Annotated in this window: 23 protein-coding genes; 3 read left to right on the top strand and 20 right to left on the bottom strand. The window is 68.4% G+C overall.

Going from position 1 to position 14,762, the window contains the following annotated elements:
* The 12 genes from Q0288_RS15810 to Q0288_RS15865 form a co-directional block, all read right to left on the bottom strand.
* A partial coding sequence (locus Q0288_RS15810) for a hypothetical protein (RefSeq protein ID WP_299432549.1) occupies positions 1-531 on the bottom strand: 531 nt, incomplete at its 3' end.
* A gap of 75 nt (positions 532-606) precedes the next feature.
* On the bottom strand, positions 607-840 hold the full coding sequence (locus Q0288_RS15815) for a heavy metal-associated domain-containing protein (RefSeq protein WP_299432552.1): 234 nt from the start codon (positions 838-840) through the stop codon (positions 607-609).
* A 4-nt stretch (positions 841-844) separates the two neighbouring features.
* Positions 845-1,090 (bottom strand): hypothetical protein, encoded by a 246-nt coding sequence (locus Q0288_RS15820; protein WP_299432555.1) that lies wholly within the window; start codon positions 1,088-1,090, stop codon positions 845-847.
* Between the two features lie 98 nt (positions 1,091-1,188).
* On the bottom strand, positions 1,189-2,127 hold the full coding sequence (locus Q0288_RS15825; RefSeq protein WP_299432557.1) for a transposase: 939 nt from the start codon (positions 2,125-2,127) through the stop codon (positions 1,189-1,191).
* Entirely contained in the window at positions 2,072-2,881 is an 810-nt protein-coding gene (locus Q0288_RS15830) for a YncE family protein (protein ID WP_299432560.1), read from the bottom strand. Before Q0288_RS15830 ends, Q0288_RS15825 begins: the two co-directional genes overlap by 56 nt.
* 39 nt (positions 2,882-2,920) lie before the next feature.
* Positions 2,921-3,697 carry a hypothetical protein gene (locus Q0288_RS15835; protein WP_299432563.1) on the bottom strand — a complete coding sequence of 259 codons (777 nt, stop codon included), beginning with the start codon at positions 3,695-3,697 and terminating at the stop codon, positions 2,921-2,923.
* On the bottom strand, positions 3,684-3,971 hold the full coding sequence (locus tag Q0288_RS15840) for a hypothetical protein (protein ID WP_299432566.1): 288 nt from the start codon (positions 3,969-3,971) through the stop codon (positions 3,684-3,686). The genes Q0288_RS15835 and Q0288_RS15840 overlap by 14 nt, the downstream gene beginning before the upstream one ends.
* Positions 3,968-4,639: an isoprenylcysteine carboxylmethyltransferase family protein gene (locus Q0288_RS15845; RefSeq protein WP_299432569.1), complete on the bottom strand. Its 672-nt coding sequence runs from the start codon at positions 4,637-4,639 to the stop codon at positions 3,968-3,970. The genes Q0288_RS15840 and Q0288_RS15845 overlap by 4 nt, the downstream gene beginning before the upstream one ends.
* The gene (locus tag Q0288_RS15850) at positions 4,636-4,878 is read right to left on the bottom strand and encodes a DUF2933 domain-containing protein (RefSeq protein ID WP_299432572.1); all 243 of its coding nucleotides are present in this window, start codon (positions 4,876-4,878) and stop codon (positions 4,636-4,638) included. The genes Q0288_RS15845 and Q0288_RS15850 overlap by 4 nt, the downstream gene beginning before the upstream one ends.
* A complete protein-coding gene (locus Q0288_RS15855; RefSeq protein WP_299432575.1) occupies positions 4,875-5,105 on the bottom strand; it encodes a hypothetical protein in 231 nt (76 codons plus the stop codon). Before Q0288_RS15855 ends, Q0288_RS15850 begins: the two co-directional genes overlap by 4 nt.
* 28 nt (positions 5,106-5,133) lie before the next feature.
* Positions 5,134-6,207 (bottom strand): cytochrome b N-terminal domain-containing protein, encoded by a 1,074-nt coding sequence (locus Q0288_RS15860; RefSeq protein WP_299432578.1) that lies wholly within the window; start codon positions 6,205-6,207, stop codon positions 5,134-5,136.
* Positions 6,208-6,209: 2 nt separating this feature from the next.
* A complete protein-coding gene (locus tag Q0288_RS15865; RefSeq protein WP_299432581.1) occupies positions 6,210-6,650 on the bottom strand; it encodes a hypothetical protein in 441 nt (146 codons plus the stop codon).
* 308 nt (positions 6,651-6,958) lie between these two features.
* Here Q0288_RS15865 and Q0288_RS15870 point away from each other — a divergent pair, with 308 nt between their 5' ends.
* Positions 6,959-7,168 (top strand): hypothetical protein, encoded by a 210-nt coding sequence (locus Q0288_RS15870; RefSeq protein WP_299432584.1) that lies wholly within the window; start codon positions 6,959-6,961, stop codon positions 7,166-7,168.
* 45 nt (positions 7,169-7,213) lie between these two features.
* On the opposite strand, the gene Q0288_RS15875 is transcribed toward Q0288_RS15870, so the two are convergent.
* The 8 genes from Q0288_RS15875 to Q0288_RS15910 all read right to left on the bottom strand — a co-directional run bounded on the left by Q0288_RS15875 (position 7,214) and on the right by Q0288_RS15910 (position 13,062).
* Positions 7,214-7,510: an isoamylase early set domain-containing protein gene (locus tag Q0288_RS15875; protein WP_299432587.1), complete on the bottom strand. Its 297-nt coding sequence runs from the start codon at positions 7,508-7,510 to the stop codon at positions 7,214-7,216.
* Positions 7,503-7,814 (bottom strand): metal-sensing transcriptional repressor, encoded by a 312-nt coding sequence (locus tag Q0288_RS15880; RefSeq protein WP_299432590.1) that lies wholly within the window; start codon positions 7,812-7,814, stop codon positions 7,503-7,505. The genes Q0288_RS15875 and Q0288_RS15880 overlap by 8 nt, the downstream gene beginning before the upstream one ends.
* A 110-nt stretch (positions 7,815-7,924) precedes the next feature.
* The gene (locus Q0288_RS15885) at positions 7,925-8,794 is read right to left on the bottom strand and encodes a bacterial transcriptional activator domain-containing protein (RefSeq protein WP_299432593.1); all 870 of its coding nucleotides are present in this window, start codon (positions 8,792-8,794) and stop codon (positions 7,925-7,927) included.
* A gap of 13 nt (positions 8,795-8,807) precedes the next feature.
* A complete protein-coding gene (locus Q0288_RS15890; RefSeq protein ID WP_299432596.1) occupies positions 8,808-9,434 on the bottom strand; it encodes a Rieske 2Fe-2S domain-containing protein in 627 nt (208 codons plus the stop codon).
* Positions 9,431-9,721: a metal-sensitive transcriptional regulator gene (locus Q0288_RS15895; protein ID WP_299432599.1), complete on the bottom strand. Its 291-nt coding sequence runs from the start codon at positions 9,719-9,721 to the stop codon at positions 9,431-9,433. Before Q0288_RS15895 ends, Q0288_RS15890 begins: the two co-directional genes overlap by 4 nt.
* A gap of 10 nt (positions 9,722-9,731) precedes the next feature.
* Positions 9,732-10,130: a heavy-metal-associated domain-containing protein gene (locus Q0288_RS15900; RefSeq protein WP_299432602.1), complete on the bottom strand. Its 399-nt coding sequence runs from the start codon at positions 10,128-10,130 to the stop codon at positions 9,732-9,734.
* Between the two features lie 31 nt (positions 10,131-10,161).
* Complete coding sequence (locus Q0288_RS15905) at positions 10,162-10,527, bottom strand: cupredoxin domain-containing protein (protein ID WP_299432605.1); 366 nt, start codon at positions 10,525-10,527, stop codon at positions 10,162-10,164.
* Between the two features lie 9 nt (positions 10,528-10,536).
* Positions 10,537-13,062 carry a heavy metal translocating P-type ATPase gene (locus Q0288_RS15910; RefSeq protein ID WP_299432608.1) on the bottom strand — a complete coding sequence of 842 codons (2,526 nt, stop codon included), beginning with the start codon at positions 13,060-13,062 and terminating at the stop codon, positions 10,537-10,539.
* Positions 13,063-13,373: 311 nt separating this feature from the next.
* Here Q0288_RS15910 and Q0288_RS15915 point away from each other — a divergent pair, with 311 nt between their 5' ends.
* Together Q0288_RS15915 and Q0288_RS15920 are read left to right on the top strand one after the other, a co-directional pair.
* Positions 13,374-13,670, top strand: a complete 297-nt coding sequence (locus Q0288_RS15915; RefSeq protein ID WP_299432611.1) for a helix-turn-helix transcriptional regulator — start codon at positions 13,374-13,376, stop codon at positions 13,668-13,670.
* Positions 13,663-14,538 carry a hypothetical protein gene (locus tag Q0288_RS15920; protein ID WP_299432613.1) on the top strand — a complete coding sequence of 292 codons (876 nt, stop codon included), beginning with the start codon at positions 13,663-13,665 and terminating at the stop codon, positions 14,536-14,538. The genes Q0288_RS15915 and Q0288_RS15920 overlap by 8 nt, the downstream gene beginning before the upstream one ends.
* The last annotated feature ends 224 nt before the right edge of the window (positions 14,539-14,762 follow it).

Raw genomic sequence — 14,762 nt, forward strand, 5'->3', positions numbered from 1 at the left:
CGGACTCGGCACCGTGCTTCCCACCCGCGCCGACTGGTGAAAGGGGGTAGTCGTGCTCACAACCGCCACCCTGCTGCGCCTGGTCAGGCCCACCCGCACCCCGCCCCAGGCGTAGACGCGGGCGTAGGAGGCCAGGACGGTCGTCCACTCGTCGAGGTCGTACAAGAAGATCCCGCGCCTGCCGGTGCTGCCCGAGGTGGCGCAGACCCAGTAGCGGTTCAGGTAGCGCTCGTCGCCCCTGAGCGCCGCCAGGTGCGACTCCACCTGGTGCAGCCGGATCGCCGGGTCGGTGACCAGCTCGTCGAAGTGTTCCATCAGGTCGGCCTTGGTCAGCACCGGGAGCTCGCCCAGGGGGCGCTGCTCGAGACCCTTGTGGAACCGCTGGTAGAAACGGGAGTGGGCGTGGGCGTAGTCGCGCAAGTCCGAGAACCCCTGGGCTTGATAGTTCAGCAGCCGCTCGCGGCTCCAACGGTCGTGTCGGCGCAGCAGCCAGCGCTTCCAGAGTACGCTGAGGATGACTTTAGGGTTCATGTGGCTCCTTTCGCGCCCGCTCACGCCCCAGCGTGAGCGGGAAATGCCCAGACGACCGTCCAGTCCGCGCCGGCTTCAGGGCTTGGGCTGAGGCGGCCCCGCGCGATAGCCCAACCCTTCCACCACCTTTTGGATGGCCTCCGGGGAGGTCAGGGCGGGGTCGTACTCGAGGTAGGCCCGCTCGGTCAGGGGGTTGACATAGACCCGCGCGACCCCGCCCAGCCCGGCCAGGGCACGCTCGAGTGCACCTGCCCCGCCGCCCCCGCAGCCCAGGCCGCTGACCGCAAAGTCGAGTTTCAGCTCTGCCACACGCTCACCTCCGTTCCGACCACACCAGGCGGTGCGGCTCCCCGCCGACCTCGAACCGCGCCACGACTTGGCGGTTTTGGGCATCAATCTTGACCACCCGGCCCGTGCGCATTGCGCTCACGTAGGCCCAGCGCCCGTCGCCGCTGAAGGCGATCCCGAAGGGGCCTTGACCGGTGAAGATGCGGGTGGTGTAGCGCTGCGGCATCAGCATGGGCTTGCCCGCCTGCTGCATCAGGTGCAGCACGTCCACGTAGTTGGCGTTGAGCGCCGAGACCCACAGCTCGTCGTTCTTGCGGAAGGCCAGCCCCTCGGGGGCCTTCTCGCTGTGGTACTCAAGTTACGCAAGGCTCAAGCAGCGCCGTCCAGGAAGGAAAGAAGGTCGGTTCGGTCGAGGGTCAGCTTGCGGGAAATGAGTCTGCGACGGAGTACGTAGACCCCGGAGCGGCTCTGACTTCCGAGCCTCTGCAGGTAGAGGTAGGCCAGGAGGCCGAAGGTCAGGTGGTTGGTGTAGGTGCGGACGTTGCGCTGCTGCACCCCCCGCCAGCCGCACTCCTGCTTGAGGGCGCGGAAGACCTCCTCGATCCCGGATCGGATCTTGTAGAGCCTCTTGGCCGCCTTCCACTCCAGCGCGGCGTCGCTGGCGGCGTAGAACTTGCTGCCCCGGCGGAAGACCTTGACCTCGACCCCGCCCTTGAGCTTGCCGACGGCGTGCCAGTTGGGGTGGCGATGCCGGGTTCTGAGCTTCCTCCCGTCCAGGTAGCGGTTCCTCCTCAGGCGGGTGACGAAGTGCCAGCCCAGGCGGGTCACCGCCTTCAAGACCTTCTGGCTGGCGTACCAGGCGTCGAACAGGGCGTACCTGGGGGTCAGGCCCCACGACTTGGCCCGTTCCAACAGCTCGACCGCCAAGTCGTGCTTACTCCTGCCCCTCTCGTAGGGCAGAAAGGCCAGCGGGACGGTTCTCCTCCCGTCGCTCCAGCACAGCAGCACCACGCTCAGCCCCAGGATGAACCCGCCGGTCTTGGTGTCCAGCAGTTTGCAGACGCCTTCCAAGCCGAGGGTGTGCTTCTCCAGGATGGTGTCATCCAGGAGCACGTAGCCGCCCTCCAAACCCAACTTGTTTACCAAGCCCGCGTACAACGAACACACCTCACTGTCCTTGAGCGTTCGCTGGAACCAGTCGTGTGAGACCGATTCAGAACCTTGGCCATCCGCCAAGCCGCTGCAGCTCTGGTTATCCGCCGCCACCAGCACCGCTTCCAAGTACGTCGCCAACGGGTTTATACTCATCCAGGGGTCTCCTGTTGCACCAGAAGACCCCCATCTTATCGCCTTTCCTCGGCCTTGCGTAACTTGAGTGGTAGCTCGAGACCACCTGGAGGCTCTGGGTGTCGATGAGTTGCACCTTTCGGGAGTCCACAGCCCCCAGCGCCAGCCACTTCCCGTCGGGAGAGAGCGCCCAACTGTGGGGGCCGTCGGCGACGCTCAGGGTGCGCTCTCGAGCCAGCGTCAGGGGGTCGAGCAGGCTGAGGCTGCTGGGTCGGCCAAAGTTCAGGCTCAGCAGCCAGCGCCCTTGGGGGTCGAGGGCCACGTTCTGCGGGTCGTGACCCACCTCCACCGCCCGGACGCTGTAGTCGGCGGTGTTGATCACGGCCAGCCTGCCGTTCCCGGCCCCCGTCGTGTACAACCGGGCGCAGTCGGGACTCAGGGCCAGCCCCCAGGCGGCGCTACCCACTTTGACCGTGCGCGAGACCTTGTTGCCGACGGTCTCGACCACGCTGACCGTACCCGCGTCTCCCCCGGCCACATAGAGCCGGTTCTGCTCGGGGCACAAAGCCAGCCCCCTGGGTGCGCTGAGCAGGGCGATGGTGGCGAGCACCCGCCCGCTGTCGGCATCCAGGGCCAGCACGCTCTGGCCGACGCTGTTCTCCACGTATAGGGTGGCGGCTAGGCCCTGGCCCCACAGCATGCCGAGCAACGCCAGTGCCGACCAGGAGGCTGGCAGGGGCAGTAGGGGTGGGGCGGAAGCGGGGTGAGTTTTCACGGGGATCTCCTTCGTGTCGTTGCCCTTCATCGTTTGTGGCTAGCTGGCCCGGCTGGGTTTGCCGCGCTCCCGGCGGCCCAGGTTGGTGCGACCCTCGAGGCTCAGGCTCATGACCTCGGGCATGGCCGGACGGTCGGCTTGGGCAGGCGGCCTCGGGGGGGCCAGGTTGGGGTGGCGGCGGGCACGCTCCGCCAGCGAGGGGTCGCTGCGGGCGACAGCCTCTAGGGCCTGGGCGGGGGTGTTGGGGTTGCGCAGCAGCGCCAAGTGCAGCGGGCCTTCCTGGTGCTGGGCCAGCACCAAGAGTAGGCGGGGCGGGGTGCTCGGGTTGAGCGCCACCCTCCTGCGCACGCCCAGCTCGGGGTCGTGGGCCAAGCGGGCGAACACGGGGGCGGGGGTGTTGGGGTTCGCGGCCAGGGCCAGGCGGATGTCCAGGTCGCCGTCGGCGGCCAGCCCCTGCAACACCTCGGCGGGCGTGCAGGGGTTACAGGCCACCGCCAGCCGTCCGGCCCAGGTGCCCGCCAGGGCGCGCAGGGTGGGGGCGGGGGCGGAGGGGTTGCGGGCCACCGCCAGCCGCACCTCCTGCTCGGAGTCAGAGGCCAGCCAGGCCAGCAGGGCCGTGGGGGTGTGGGGGCTCTCGGCCAGGGCCAGGCGGAACCGGGGGTCGGCGAGCAAGTCCGCCCACAGCCGCTCGAGGCCGGACAGGGCGGTCTCGAGGGCCTCCAGATAGTCCCGACCCTGCTCGACCCGGCCCACGGCCTCCGACCGCAGTCCCAGCAGCCGCTGGTAGTCCTCGATCAAGTGGTCAAAACCGCCCATCCCGCCCCCCTCGCAGCCTCCGGCTTCCCATCCAGCCCACCCGGTAGCCCCGCCCCTTGGAGATTGCCGCCGCCTGAACCATCAGGGCGACCTCGGCCCGCCGGGTGAGCATCGGGTCATAGCCCACCGCCGCCACGCCCTCGTCGGCGAAGACCGCCGCCACGGCGACCCCCTCGGCCCGCAGGAGGGCCTGCCGCACCTCTTCAGCACACTCCGGGCAGCCCAGCCCGCTCACGGCCAGGTAGCCCGCCCGTATCGGCGCGGCCCGCGTCACTCGCGCACCTCCTCCGATTCCGCCGCTTCGGGTGCCGAGGCCAGCCGGGGGAAGAAGGCTGGGACTCGGGCGGCGTATGCGTCGTATTCCCGGCCCAGGCTGGCCCGCACCTCGCGCTCCTCCTGCCGGGCCAGCCGGGCGTACATGACCACCAGCACCGGGAACATCAGCAGGGTGAGCAGGGTGGGCCACTGAAGCAGGAAGCCCACCAGGATCAGGATGAACGCCAGGTACTGCGGGTGGCGCACGTAGGCGTAAGGGCCGCCCACCGCCAGCCGCCCCGACCGCTGGGCCTGGTACAACACCGGCCAGGCCGAAGACAGCAGGGCGAACCCGCCCGCGATCACCAGGTTGCTCAGGATGTGCAGGGGGCTCAGGTGGGGGTCGCCCTTCCAGCCCAGCAGGGTCTGCCAGAGGTGGCCGTTGTTGTGGGTTAAGAAGTCCAGACCGGGGAAGCGCTGCTGGAGCCAGCCCGAGAGCAGGTACACGGTCAGGGGGAAGCCGTACATCTCGGTGAACAGGGCCACCACAAAGGCCGTGAAAGCCCCGAAGGAGCGCCAGTCCCTGGCGCTGCGGGGCTTGTAAAAGCTGGTGGCGAAGAGGACGAATATGGCCACGTTGATGGCCACCAGCCACCACAGACCGTAGGCGGGAGGTTCGCCGGTCACGGCCGGCCTCCCCTAACCTCCGGGGCTTCCTGGGTCTTTAGTGCGGGCTCGTCGCCGGGTTCGTGCACGTGCATGTAGCGGTTCATCGCAACGCAGGCCGCCAGCAGGGCCACGGCGGCGATCAGGGGCAGGTGGGCGCGGTGCTCCGCCACCGCCAAGTACCCCGCCACCGCCAGAAACCCCAGCAGCACCCAGTTGCGGGGTCGCCGCAGCCAAGCCTGCCAACGGCCTGGAATCATGCGCGATCCCCCCCCTGGGGCCTGCGCCGGGCCAGGGCATCGGCCCGCAGCACCCGAACCAGCAGGGTCAGGCTGACCGCGAACAGGACGGCCATCAGAACGCTCGCCAGCGCCAACCCCCAGTTGCCGTCGCCCTTGAGGAAGGCGGCGGCGAACCGTCCCAGCAGCCCGCCCGAAAGCACGGTGGCGAAGAAGAACAGCCAGAAAACCTTGATCACGTGAGTCATACGTACCTCCTATGAGGCAAACCCGCCTTCACCCCAGATGCACCCCGCCGGGGGCGAACTTGGCGTAAAGCCCCAGCCCTACCAGGGCCAGGGCCAACAGGCCGTAGATCACCAGGAAGGCCACGCGACGCGAGGGGTGCAGGTAGGGGCTTCGGTCGAGCAGGGGCACCAGCGCCAGCGCCAGGAACAGGGCGGCCCCCGCCCACACCAGCCCGCGCAGTCCGATCCAGTTCTCCAGGGCGAACAGCGGGAGGAAGGGCCACCAGGGCTTGGTCACCTCGACCCCCTCCACCGGCACCGGGCCGAGTTGGGCGGGGAGGGCCGCCGACAGGAAGACCAGCCCGCCCAGCCCCACCAGCCCGTAGGCCCCTACCACCCCCAGGTGCTGGAGGAAGTTGGCCCTGGTGGGCTCGCCGGCGGTCTTGCGGGTGGCGGCACTGCGGCTGGCGAAGGCGCTGGGGGCCAGGCCGTGCAGCTTGATCAGCAGGAGGTGAACCGCCAGCAGCACCGCCAGCAGGGCCGGGAGAACCGAGACGTGGGCGGTGAAGATGCGGGTCAGCAGGGGAATCCGCTCGGCGAACTGGGGGGAGAAGAAGGTGCCGATTCCCCCCAGCAGTTCGGCGGCCTCCACGTTGTGCTGGAGCGCCTCGAGGGCCTCCTGATCCCACTTGAGCACGGTGCCGGTGAAGACCAGGCCGACCGTAGCGGCCAGGAGCCCCACCCCCACCAGCCAGTTCCCCTCGCGGGGGCGCTTGAACCCCCCGGTGAAGAGCACCCGCAGCAGGTGCAGCAGCACCGTGACCATCACCACGTTGGCGGCCCAGTAGTGCAGGTTGCGCAGGAAAAAGCCCCCCGGTGCCTCGCGCAGGATCGAGTCCATCGAGGCCCGCACGTGCTGGGGCATGGGGTCGTAGAACTGGGCCAGCCAGATGCCGCTCAGCACCAGCACCGCGAACCCCACCAGGCTGACCCCGCCGAGGGAGTAGGCGAGGCCTTGGGCGTGCTCGGGCACCTCGTAGCGGAGGGCCGAGATGCCCAGCCGCTCGTCCACCGCCCGCCAGAACCCGCCGGACGGGGCCGTCTGCGGATGCGGGGCGGCCACGGCTAGGCCCCCTCCGGGCTGCGGGGGTGGCGGTCGGCGCTGCGCCCCAGCGCGAAGGCTCCCAGGAAGACCAGCAGCAAGCCGATGGCAAAGGCCGCGTACAGGCCGATGCCGAGGTTGACCTCCACCGGCTTACCGCCGACGGCCTGTGCGGGGTCGTCGCCCACGGCCTTGGCGACCAAGGGGGGTACGGCCTGGGGCACGCCCGCCCGGAGGGCCTGTTGGGCCAGTTTCAGCGCGTTCACGTCCAGCCCTGCCGCTTTTTCCAGGGCATCCTTGAGGCGATCCTGGGCCATCTCGAGGTTGGGCGGCTCGGCCTGCACCAGCCCGACCGCCGACCGGGCCAGCTCCGCGCCCGTCATCTTGGACTCGTCGGGCGAGTCGGCCAGCCCGCCGCCCGCTATCAGAGCAATGACCAGCCACACCAGTGCCTTTGTTCGCATACCCTCCACCTCCTGCTGGGCTTCGGACGGGGCCAGCCCCCGGCACCAAGGAATCCTCTCTGTAGACTTAAGTTATCCCACCCCACCTGGGGTGGGTAAGGGCAATTTGTCCCAATCGGTGTCGGCGCTTGGCCGGAGTGTCTTCGCTTGGTAACGGCGGGGTTTGAAGTAGAAGTGAGGGTACGGGAGGGCTGTTAAGTTCTTGTAAAGCCCCGCTGAACCTTGCCGCCTGGAACCGCAGCCCCTTTACATGAGCTTAATGGGTCGGGGCTATAACCGAGCCAGCATAAGGGTGGAAGGAGGTCAGGATGATGGGCTTCGGATGGCTGGTGATGGTTCTGTTCTGGGTACTCCTGGCGGTGGCCATCGTGTGGCTGCTGCGCGAGACCCGCCCCGGCGACTGGGTTCGCCCGTATCGCGACCACGACGAGGTGCCGGGGCTCGCCGAGGAGCGCTACGCCAAAGGCGGCATCGACCGCGAGACCTTCACGGAGCCGAAGCAAAGGCTCAGAGGCTAAAGCGCACGGGACGGCGGCGGCCTGCACCCCTGGGGTGCAGGCCGCTCAGGTGCGCAGCAGGCTGTTCTCACCACCGTAAGGGTTGGCGCAGCAGTCACACCTCGGGTCGTTGTGCCAATCCTGGCCGTTGACCAGGTAGCGGAACTGGTACTCCCGCCCCGCCTCGATTTCGGCGCTGGCCTGCCACAGTCCTTCGGCGTTCGGGCGCATCGGGTGGGTCTGGGGGTTCCAGCCGTTGAAGTCCCCCACCACGCTGGCGCTCTGGGCTTCGATGCCCTGGGGCAGGGTGAAGACCACGGTCTTGCTGGTGGGTTTGGTCTGATCCTCAGTCACTTTAATCACCTCCGCTGTCTTCGACGGCCTCCGGGCCGGGCTGCCCGCCCTCGAGCGGGCGCAGGCTGAGCAACTGCATGATCTGATCCGCAGTCCGGCCCGGATCGGCCATTGGGGCTTGCTCGAGGTAGGCGTTCAGGCCGTCGCGGATGACCGCCCTATCGATCTGCCGCAGACTCCCGTGCAGCGCCCGCAGTTGGATGTTTAGCTCCTCGTGGGAGGCTTCCTTCTCCACCATCCGCCTCACTGCCGCCAGGTGACCCTGTACACCATCCAACCGAAGCAGAATCTGGTCTTTGGTTTTTCCGTCCATCGCCCTCCCTGTCTTGGGGCACAGTAGCGGGTGGCCGTTTCCACAGCGTTTCCAATCACCCCTTGGCGACCCAAGTCCCCAAGGTGGCCGCAGCCGAGGTCTCAAAGCGGTCAGCTAACGTCTCTCTCGCCGCCCTCCGGCCAAAGTTGGCAAGCCCCGCTCAGGGTCAGGGGGCAGTCGATGCCATGGGGGCGTTGCTCCGGGGGCCGGCACAGCACCGCTTCGCCGCCGCGAATCCGCTCCGCCAGGTCGCGGGTCTCCTCCAGCGGGCGGTCACCCAGGTGCGCTTGCAGGAAGTGAATGAGGCGTCGGTAGTGCTCTATGGCCGCGTACACGCCCTCACTCTGGGCCAGACAGCGCATCAGCCACTGGTGGTAGTCCTCCCCCAGGTAGGGGTCTTGGCGCAGGGCCTGCATCAGGGCCTGCGCCATCTGGTCACACGACCCCTCCGGCTCGGCCCGGCACAGCTCGAGGGCCAGACCGACGGCGGCCTGCACGTAGAGCTGCTGGTAGACCTGGCGGGCCTCGCACACCCACTCGGCCTGCTCGCCCGCCATGAACTCCGCGTACAGCCCGAGCGCCCGGCGGTAGTGGGCCGCTCGAGTCGGCCCCGCCTCGGCCCGGCGGGTCTCGCCAAGGGCGGTGTGGAAGGCGAACACGTCCGAGGACTCTAGCACCGCCCGGCTGAGGCTTAGCTGCTCCCGCTCAAGGTCCAGCACCACCGCCTGCGGCCCGCCCAGAACAGCCCGCAGGCGGTGCAAGACCAGACGCAGCCGGGCGAGACTGGACGCGGACGGCTCGAGGTGCCACAGCGTGGCGAGAACAACCTCGCGGGGGCGGCCCTCGGGGTGGGCGAGCAGGAAGAATAGCAGATCCCTGACCGAGCGCGAGCGCCAGCGCACCGGCACCCCGCCCGCCCTTACCTCCGCCCTGCCGAAGGCCCGGATTTCCAGGGGCGGGAGGGCTAGCTGGGCTGACACGGCCCACCCCCCCTCATCCGGGGCCGACCTTCCCGGTGAAATCGCCCGCCACCACCAGCCGCCCACCCGCCAGGCGCAGCGGCAACTGCGGCAGCGGTCTGGGCGGCGGCCCACCCACCACGCGGGCGGCATCCCTGGGGTCGTACAGACCGCCGTGGCAGGGGCAGCGCATGACCTGGGCGGCGGCCTCCCACTGGCTCACCGTGCAGCCCAGGTGGGTGCAGACCGCCGAGTAGGCCACCACCCCTTCCGCCGCGTACCGGCGGGTCTCCTCGGCGAGTTCCTCGGGTCGGAACCGGGCCAGCTTGAGGTAGTTGGCGGTGGCCTCGCTCTTGACCACGCCGGTCTCGGGGTGCATCGGGTAGGCCAACATCGGCGGCCCGCCGACGGACAGGTCGTCGGGGGTGAGGGGGACTCCCGGCCCCGTGCGTTCCGCCGAGGTGAGCAGATCCCCGGCCTTGACCGGTTCGTTCTTCGGGGTGACGACCCGTCTGGGGATCAGCCCTACGCTCACGTACAAGGTCGAGAGGGCGGTCACCCCGACTGCCACCCCAATGCCCGCCTGGAGCACCGCCCGCCGCTGGCGATGCAATTGTTCCTCGCGCCCCGGTTGGTCGTGGCTCAGTTCCGCCGACATCATTCACCTCCCCCCAGGGCTCGCGCCCGCGCCGATTCCCGCAGATTCAGCACCGCGCCGACCTCCTCCAGCAGCTCCTGGGGCGCTCGCGGGCGCTCGGCCAGGCAGCGCGAGAGGGCCTGGCGCACCAGCAATTCTTCCACGCCCAGCAGGGCGCTGCGCACGGCCCGCACCTGGCGGAGGGTCTCCAGCGGCGCGGCCTCCCGGCCCACCATCCGCTGGATCGCCGCCAGGTGGCCCTGGGTGGTGGCGAGTCGGCTCAAAATTTGTTCGCGTGGCCCTTGTGGCATGGCATCCTCCTTAACCCCAGGGGGCCTGCGGCTCGAGGGGCGCGGGGTTGGGCCAGTGCCACCGCACCGAGTCCCCGTCAATTTCCAAGGTTTCTTCGGCGGGACGCACCCCGGTCACCTCGGCCTCGTAGCAGTGCGACGGGGCGGAGCTGCGCACCGCCGCCGCCAGTTGCGGCGGGGTGAGCCGGGCGGCGTCGTAGGCCACCAGGACGGTCTGCTCCCAGCGAAACACCTTCACCAGGCTCACCGCGTCCAGGGCCAGCAGCGCGTTATGGACGCGGGCCTCGCAGTTGGCGCAGCCGACGCCCCGCACCGCCAGCCGGGCGGTGCTGCCCCTGCGCACGGCCTCCGGGTCGAAGGGCTTGCGGTCTTGCTGTAGGTGCTCGAGGGGTTCGTTGTGCCGGATCATAGCAGCTCCTTTCTCCCGGTGTCCCCGGCGTTCAGGTCACCACCACCTTGCCGCGCAGCATCCCCATCTGGCACTGGAAGGGGATTTCGCCCGCTTCGGCGGGGGTGAACTCGAGGGCCACGCTCTGGCCCTCGGGCAGCCGGGCCGACTGCCCGAGCTTGTCGAAGACCACCACCTCACTGCACAGCGCCGACTCCAGGCGGGTGAAGTGCAGCCGCACCGGTTTGCCCCTCTTCACCACGACGGTGTCGGGGTCGTAGCCGCCCTTGACGGTGATGTTGATCTCCTGCACGCCGCCCGCCTCCGTCACCTGCACGCCCTCCTTGCGGTAGAGGAAGAAGTACCAAACGATCAGCGCGATCAGGGCCAGCCCGATCAGGTTTACCAATAACGTCATAGCATCCTCCTATGAAGCCCGTGTAAAGCTGCGGGCCTTGAAGAAGCGCAGCCGGTTGGCGTTGGCCACCACGGTCACGCTCGAGATGGCCATCGCGGCCCCGGCCAGGATGGGGGAGAGCAGCAGGCCGAAGAAGGGGAACAGCACCCCGGCGGCCACCGGTATGCCCAGCACGTTGTAGACGAAGGCCCCGAAGAGGCTCTGCCGGGCGTTGCTCATGGTGGCCTTGGAGACCTCGATGGCGAAGGCCACCCCCCTGAGGCTGCCCGACATCAGGGTCACGGCGGCGGCCTCGATGGCCACGTCGGTGCCGGTGCCGATGGCGAAGCCCACGTCGGCCTCGACCAGGGCGGGCGCGTCGTTGATGCCGTCGCCCACCATCCCCACCTTCTGGCCCTTGCCCATCTGCGCCTTGAGCGCGTGCACCTGGTTGGCCTTGTCCTCCGGCAGCACTTCGGCCAGCACCGTCTCAATGCCCACCTGGCGGGCGATGGAGCGGGCGGTGCGCTGGTTGTCGCCGGTCAGCATCACCACCTCCAGGCCCATCTTCTGCAAGGCCCGGATGGCCTCGAGGGAGTCCTCCTTGAGGGTGTCGGCCACGGCCACCACCCCCGCCGCCTGGCCGTCCGCCGCCACGTACATGGCGGTCTTGCCCTCGCCCTGGAGGCGCTCCACCGCGCCTTGCAGGCCGTAGGTCTCGATGCCCTCGCGCTCCATCAGCTTGCGGTTGCCCACCAGCACCCGCCTGCCCGCCACGGTGGCCTCCACCCCGTGACCGGGGACGGCGCTGAAAGCGCTGGGCTCGGCGGGCTCCAGGCCCCTGGCCTGCGCCCCCTTGACGATGGCCTGGGCCAGCGGGTGCTCGGAGGGGCGGTCGGCGCTGGCGGCCAGGCGCACCAGGGTCGGCTCGTCGAAGCCGGGCGCGGGAACCGCGTCGGTGAGTTCGGGCTTGCCCTTGGTGATGGTGCCGGTCTTGTCCAGCACGACGGTCTTGAGCTGGGCCGCGTATTGCAGGGCCTGGCCGTTGCGGATCAGCACCCCGTTCTCGGCGGCCTTGCCCAGTCCCGCCACCAGGCTCATCGGCACCGCCATCCCCACCGCGCAGGGGCAGGCGATGATCAGCACCGTCACCGCCGTCACCACCGCGAAGGCCAGGGCCGGGCTGGGGCCGAAGTTGAACCAGGCCAGGAAGGTCAGGATCGAGAGGATCATCACCACCGGGACGAAGACGCTGCTGACCACGTCCACCATGCGGGCGATGGGGGCCTTGGAGCCCATCGCGTCCTGCACCATTTTCACGATCTGGGCCAGGGCGGTGTCCTTGCCGACCTTGGTGGCCCTGAACTTGAAGGCCCCGGTGGTGTTAACCGTGGCCCCGATCACCTCGTCGCCGGGGCTCTTGTCCACCGGGAGGCTCTCGCCGGTGACCATGCTCTCGTCAACCGCCGACCGACCCTCAATCAGCACCCCGTCCACCGGGATCTTCTCGCCGGGGCGCACCACCACCGTGTCGCCCGCCTCGACCTCCTCCACCGGGATCTCGAGCTCACCCCCCTGGCGCAACACCCGCGCGGTCTTGGCCTGGAGGCCGATCAGCTTCTTGATGGCCTGGCTGGCCTGCCCCTTGGCCCGCACCTCCAGGGCCTGCCCCAGCACCACCAGCGCGGTGACCACGGCGGTCACGTCGTAGAAGGGCTCGGCGGTGCCCTGGGGGAAGAGCCGGGGGAAGATCAGGGCCACGGTGGAGTAGACCCAGGCCGCGCTGGTGCCCAGCGCGATCAGGGTGTTCATGTCGGCGCTGCGGTGGCGCAGGGCGGCCCAGGCCCCGGCGAAGAACTGCCCCCCGGAGTAGAACATCACCGGCAGGGTGACTACCCCCGAGAGCGCCCACAGCCACCACACCACCCCCTCGGCCACCGGGTTGGCGAAGAGGTAGGGGGCGTAGAGGAACGGCACGTTGGGGTAGGCCACCAGCAGGGTCGGGAGCGAGACGGCGGCGGCGAACCAGAACTTGGCCATCAGGGTCTTGTACTCCCTCTGGTGGGCGGCGGTTTCCTGGTCGGGGGCGGGGGGCTGCTCGAGGGGGTGGGCGGTCTGGTACCCGGTGGACTCCACCGCCGCCCGGATGGCGGCGAAGTCCGCCGTGCCGGGAACGTAGGCCACGCTGGCAACCTTGGTGGCGGGGTTGACACTCGCCTCCAGCACCCCCGGCACGGCCCGCAGGGCCTCCTCGATCCGGCCCACGCAGCTTGCACAGTGCATGCCTTCGATTCGGGCGCGCAGTGCGGCGCGGCCCACCGGGTATCCCAGCCGCTCGGCGGCCTTCGCCAGTTCCGACGGGGTGACGGCCCCGCGTGTATACCTGAGGTGGACTTCTTTTCGCGCACCGTTGACGTGAACCTCAAGGACTCCGGGCAGCCGCCGGAGGCCCTCTGAAAGGGCTCGAGGCCCTTCTGAACCCTCCACGTGGGTGAGCGGCAGCACGAGGAGACCCTCGGTTCCCTCGTGGCTTGAGCGAGCAAGATTCGCATCCATGACTGCCTCCAGTAGTAACAATATACCCACCCCAGGTGGGGTGGGTATAGGACATATGGCCCGATGGGTGTTTTTGCTGCGGTTAGTGCTCGACAAGAAGACGAACAAAAAGGGGCGGAAGATAGCCCCAAATATGTCAGTAGGGGATAAATATTTATCGAACCTATTTATCGTGAAATATATCACGCATTAATTAGAGCAGGAACTTGGTTTTTCGTTCCAACCTAGGAGTCCGTGGGTGTCGTTGCTTGACCAATTCGCTATGAGTCCTTGACTCATACCCCACCCCATTATAGAGTTTAGATATGCGTATGAGCCTCGCATCCCTCCGCGTCGTGCGGGCCATGCTGGCCGAACCGTCGGCCCAGAGGTACGGTTTGGAGCTCACCCGTGAGACCGGGGTGCAGGCGGGCACCCTTTATCCGATTTTGACCCGCCTCGAGAAAGCGGGTTGGCTCGAGGGCGGATGGGAAGACATTGACGAAAAACTCCTCGGGCGACGCGCCCGGCGCTACTACAAGCTCACCGCCCTGGGCCTGCGCGAGGCCCGCAGGGCGCTGACGCGCGAGGGCATGGTGGTCGGAGCGCCGGGGGTGCTGCATGGCTGAGTTCTTGGCCCTGCTGGGTGCCCTTGCCCTCAGCCTGGCGGCAAACGAGCTATCCGAGACCGCGCCCTGGCTGGCCGCGAGGATCGTATCCTGGTGCTCCGGGCGGCTGCCCGCCCGTGACCAGGAGCGCTACAGGAGGGAACACCGCGCAAACCTGGAGGCCATTCCGGGCAAGGTGAGCAAGTTGGTGTTCGCGCTGCGACTCCTGCTGGGGCTGCCCGCGCAGCAGGCGGCGTACCTGGGCATACCCACCAGAACCCTACTGCTTCAGGGGGTCGTGCAGTTCTACGACCGATTCCTGGCCTGGCGCTTGCCGTCCGGCTACCGCCAGTGGCTTCCGGTCGGGGCGGCCCCCGCACTGCTTTGGCTGTTCGCCGCAGGGGCCACGCGCTCGGGCCTTGACATACCGCCCTGGCCCGTGACGGCAGCGATCATCGGTCCGTTCGCACTGCTGCTGATTGCGATCCTCCTTAACTGCGTGGGGCGCTTGGTCGGCCTGGTGCTGCGGCTACCGGACGACAAGGCAGGGGCACTCACCAGCGGCGCTTGGAGCCTATCACGGGTCGGGGTCGGGCTGTGGCTGGCCGTTTCGACCACCTGGACTCTAGGGGGTCTGTTGTTCTTCCACCCGCCAGAACAGTGGGCGGGGTACATCGGGAGCAGTCTGCCCACCATGCTGCTCTCCTTGGGGTTGGCCTTCGTCCTGCAATCGTGCGCCGGGTGGCACGTGCCCGAGCACCACCCGTCCTGGCAAACCCGGCAAAGCCGGGGAGTCCGCATCGTGACCACAGCGGGCGCGGCGGTGCTCCTGGGATTCGTTGTGTGGACGCTCCTCTACAGCTTGGTCAGGGTTGCTTGGGCTGCGTGAGCGGTTGTGGCGGTTGTAACGGCGGTTAACGAACCGGGTTGCGGGTCGCAGACGGTTTTCGACCCGGTTTTGTCCAAACCCGACCGCAGGAGGAACTGCCCCCAAATATCATGGTCGTAACCCAATGGCGAGAAACTTGCGAAAACGTTCAGAATTATCCAAACTGCGAAGGCTCAATATGTTTTTCGGGGGCAAGGTACAAGAAGAAGCTGAAGTAAGGAGCC

Source organism: uncultured Meiothermus sp. (assembly GCF_937863175.1).
In the GTDB taxonomy this organism is placed as follows: domain Bacteria; phylum Deinococcota; class Deinococci; order Deinococcales; family Thermaceae; genus Meiothermus.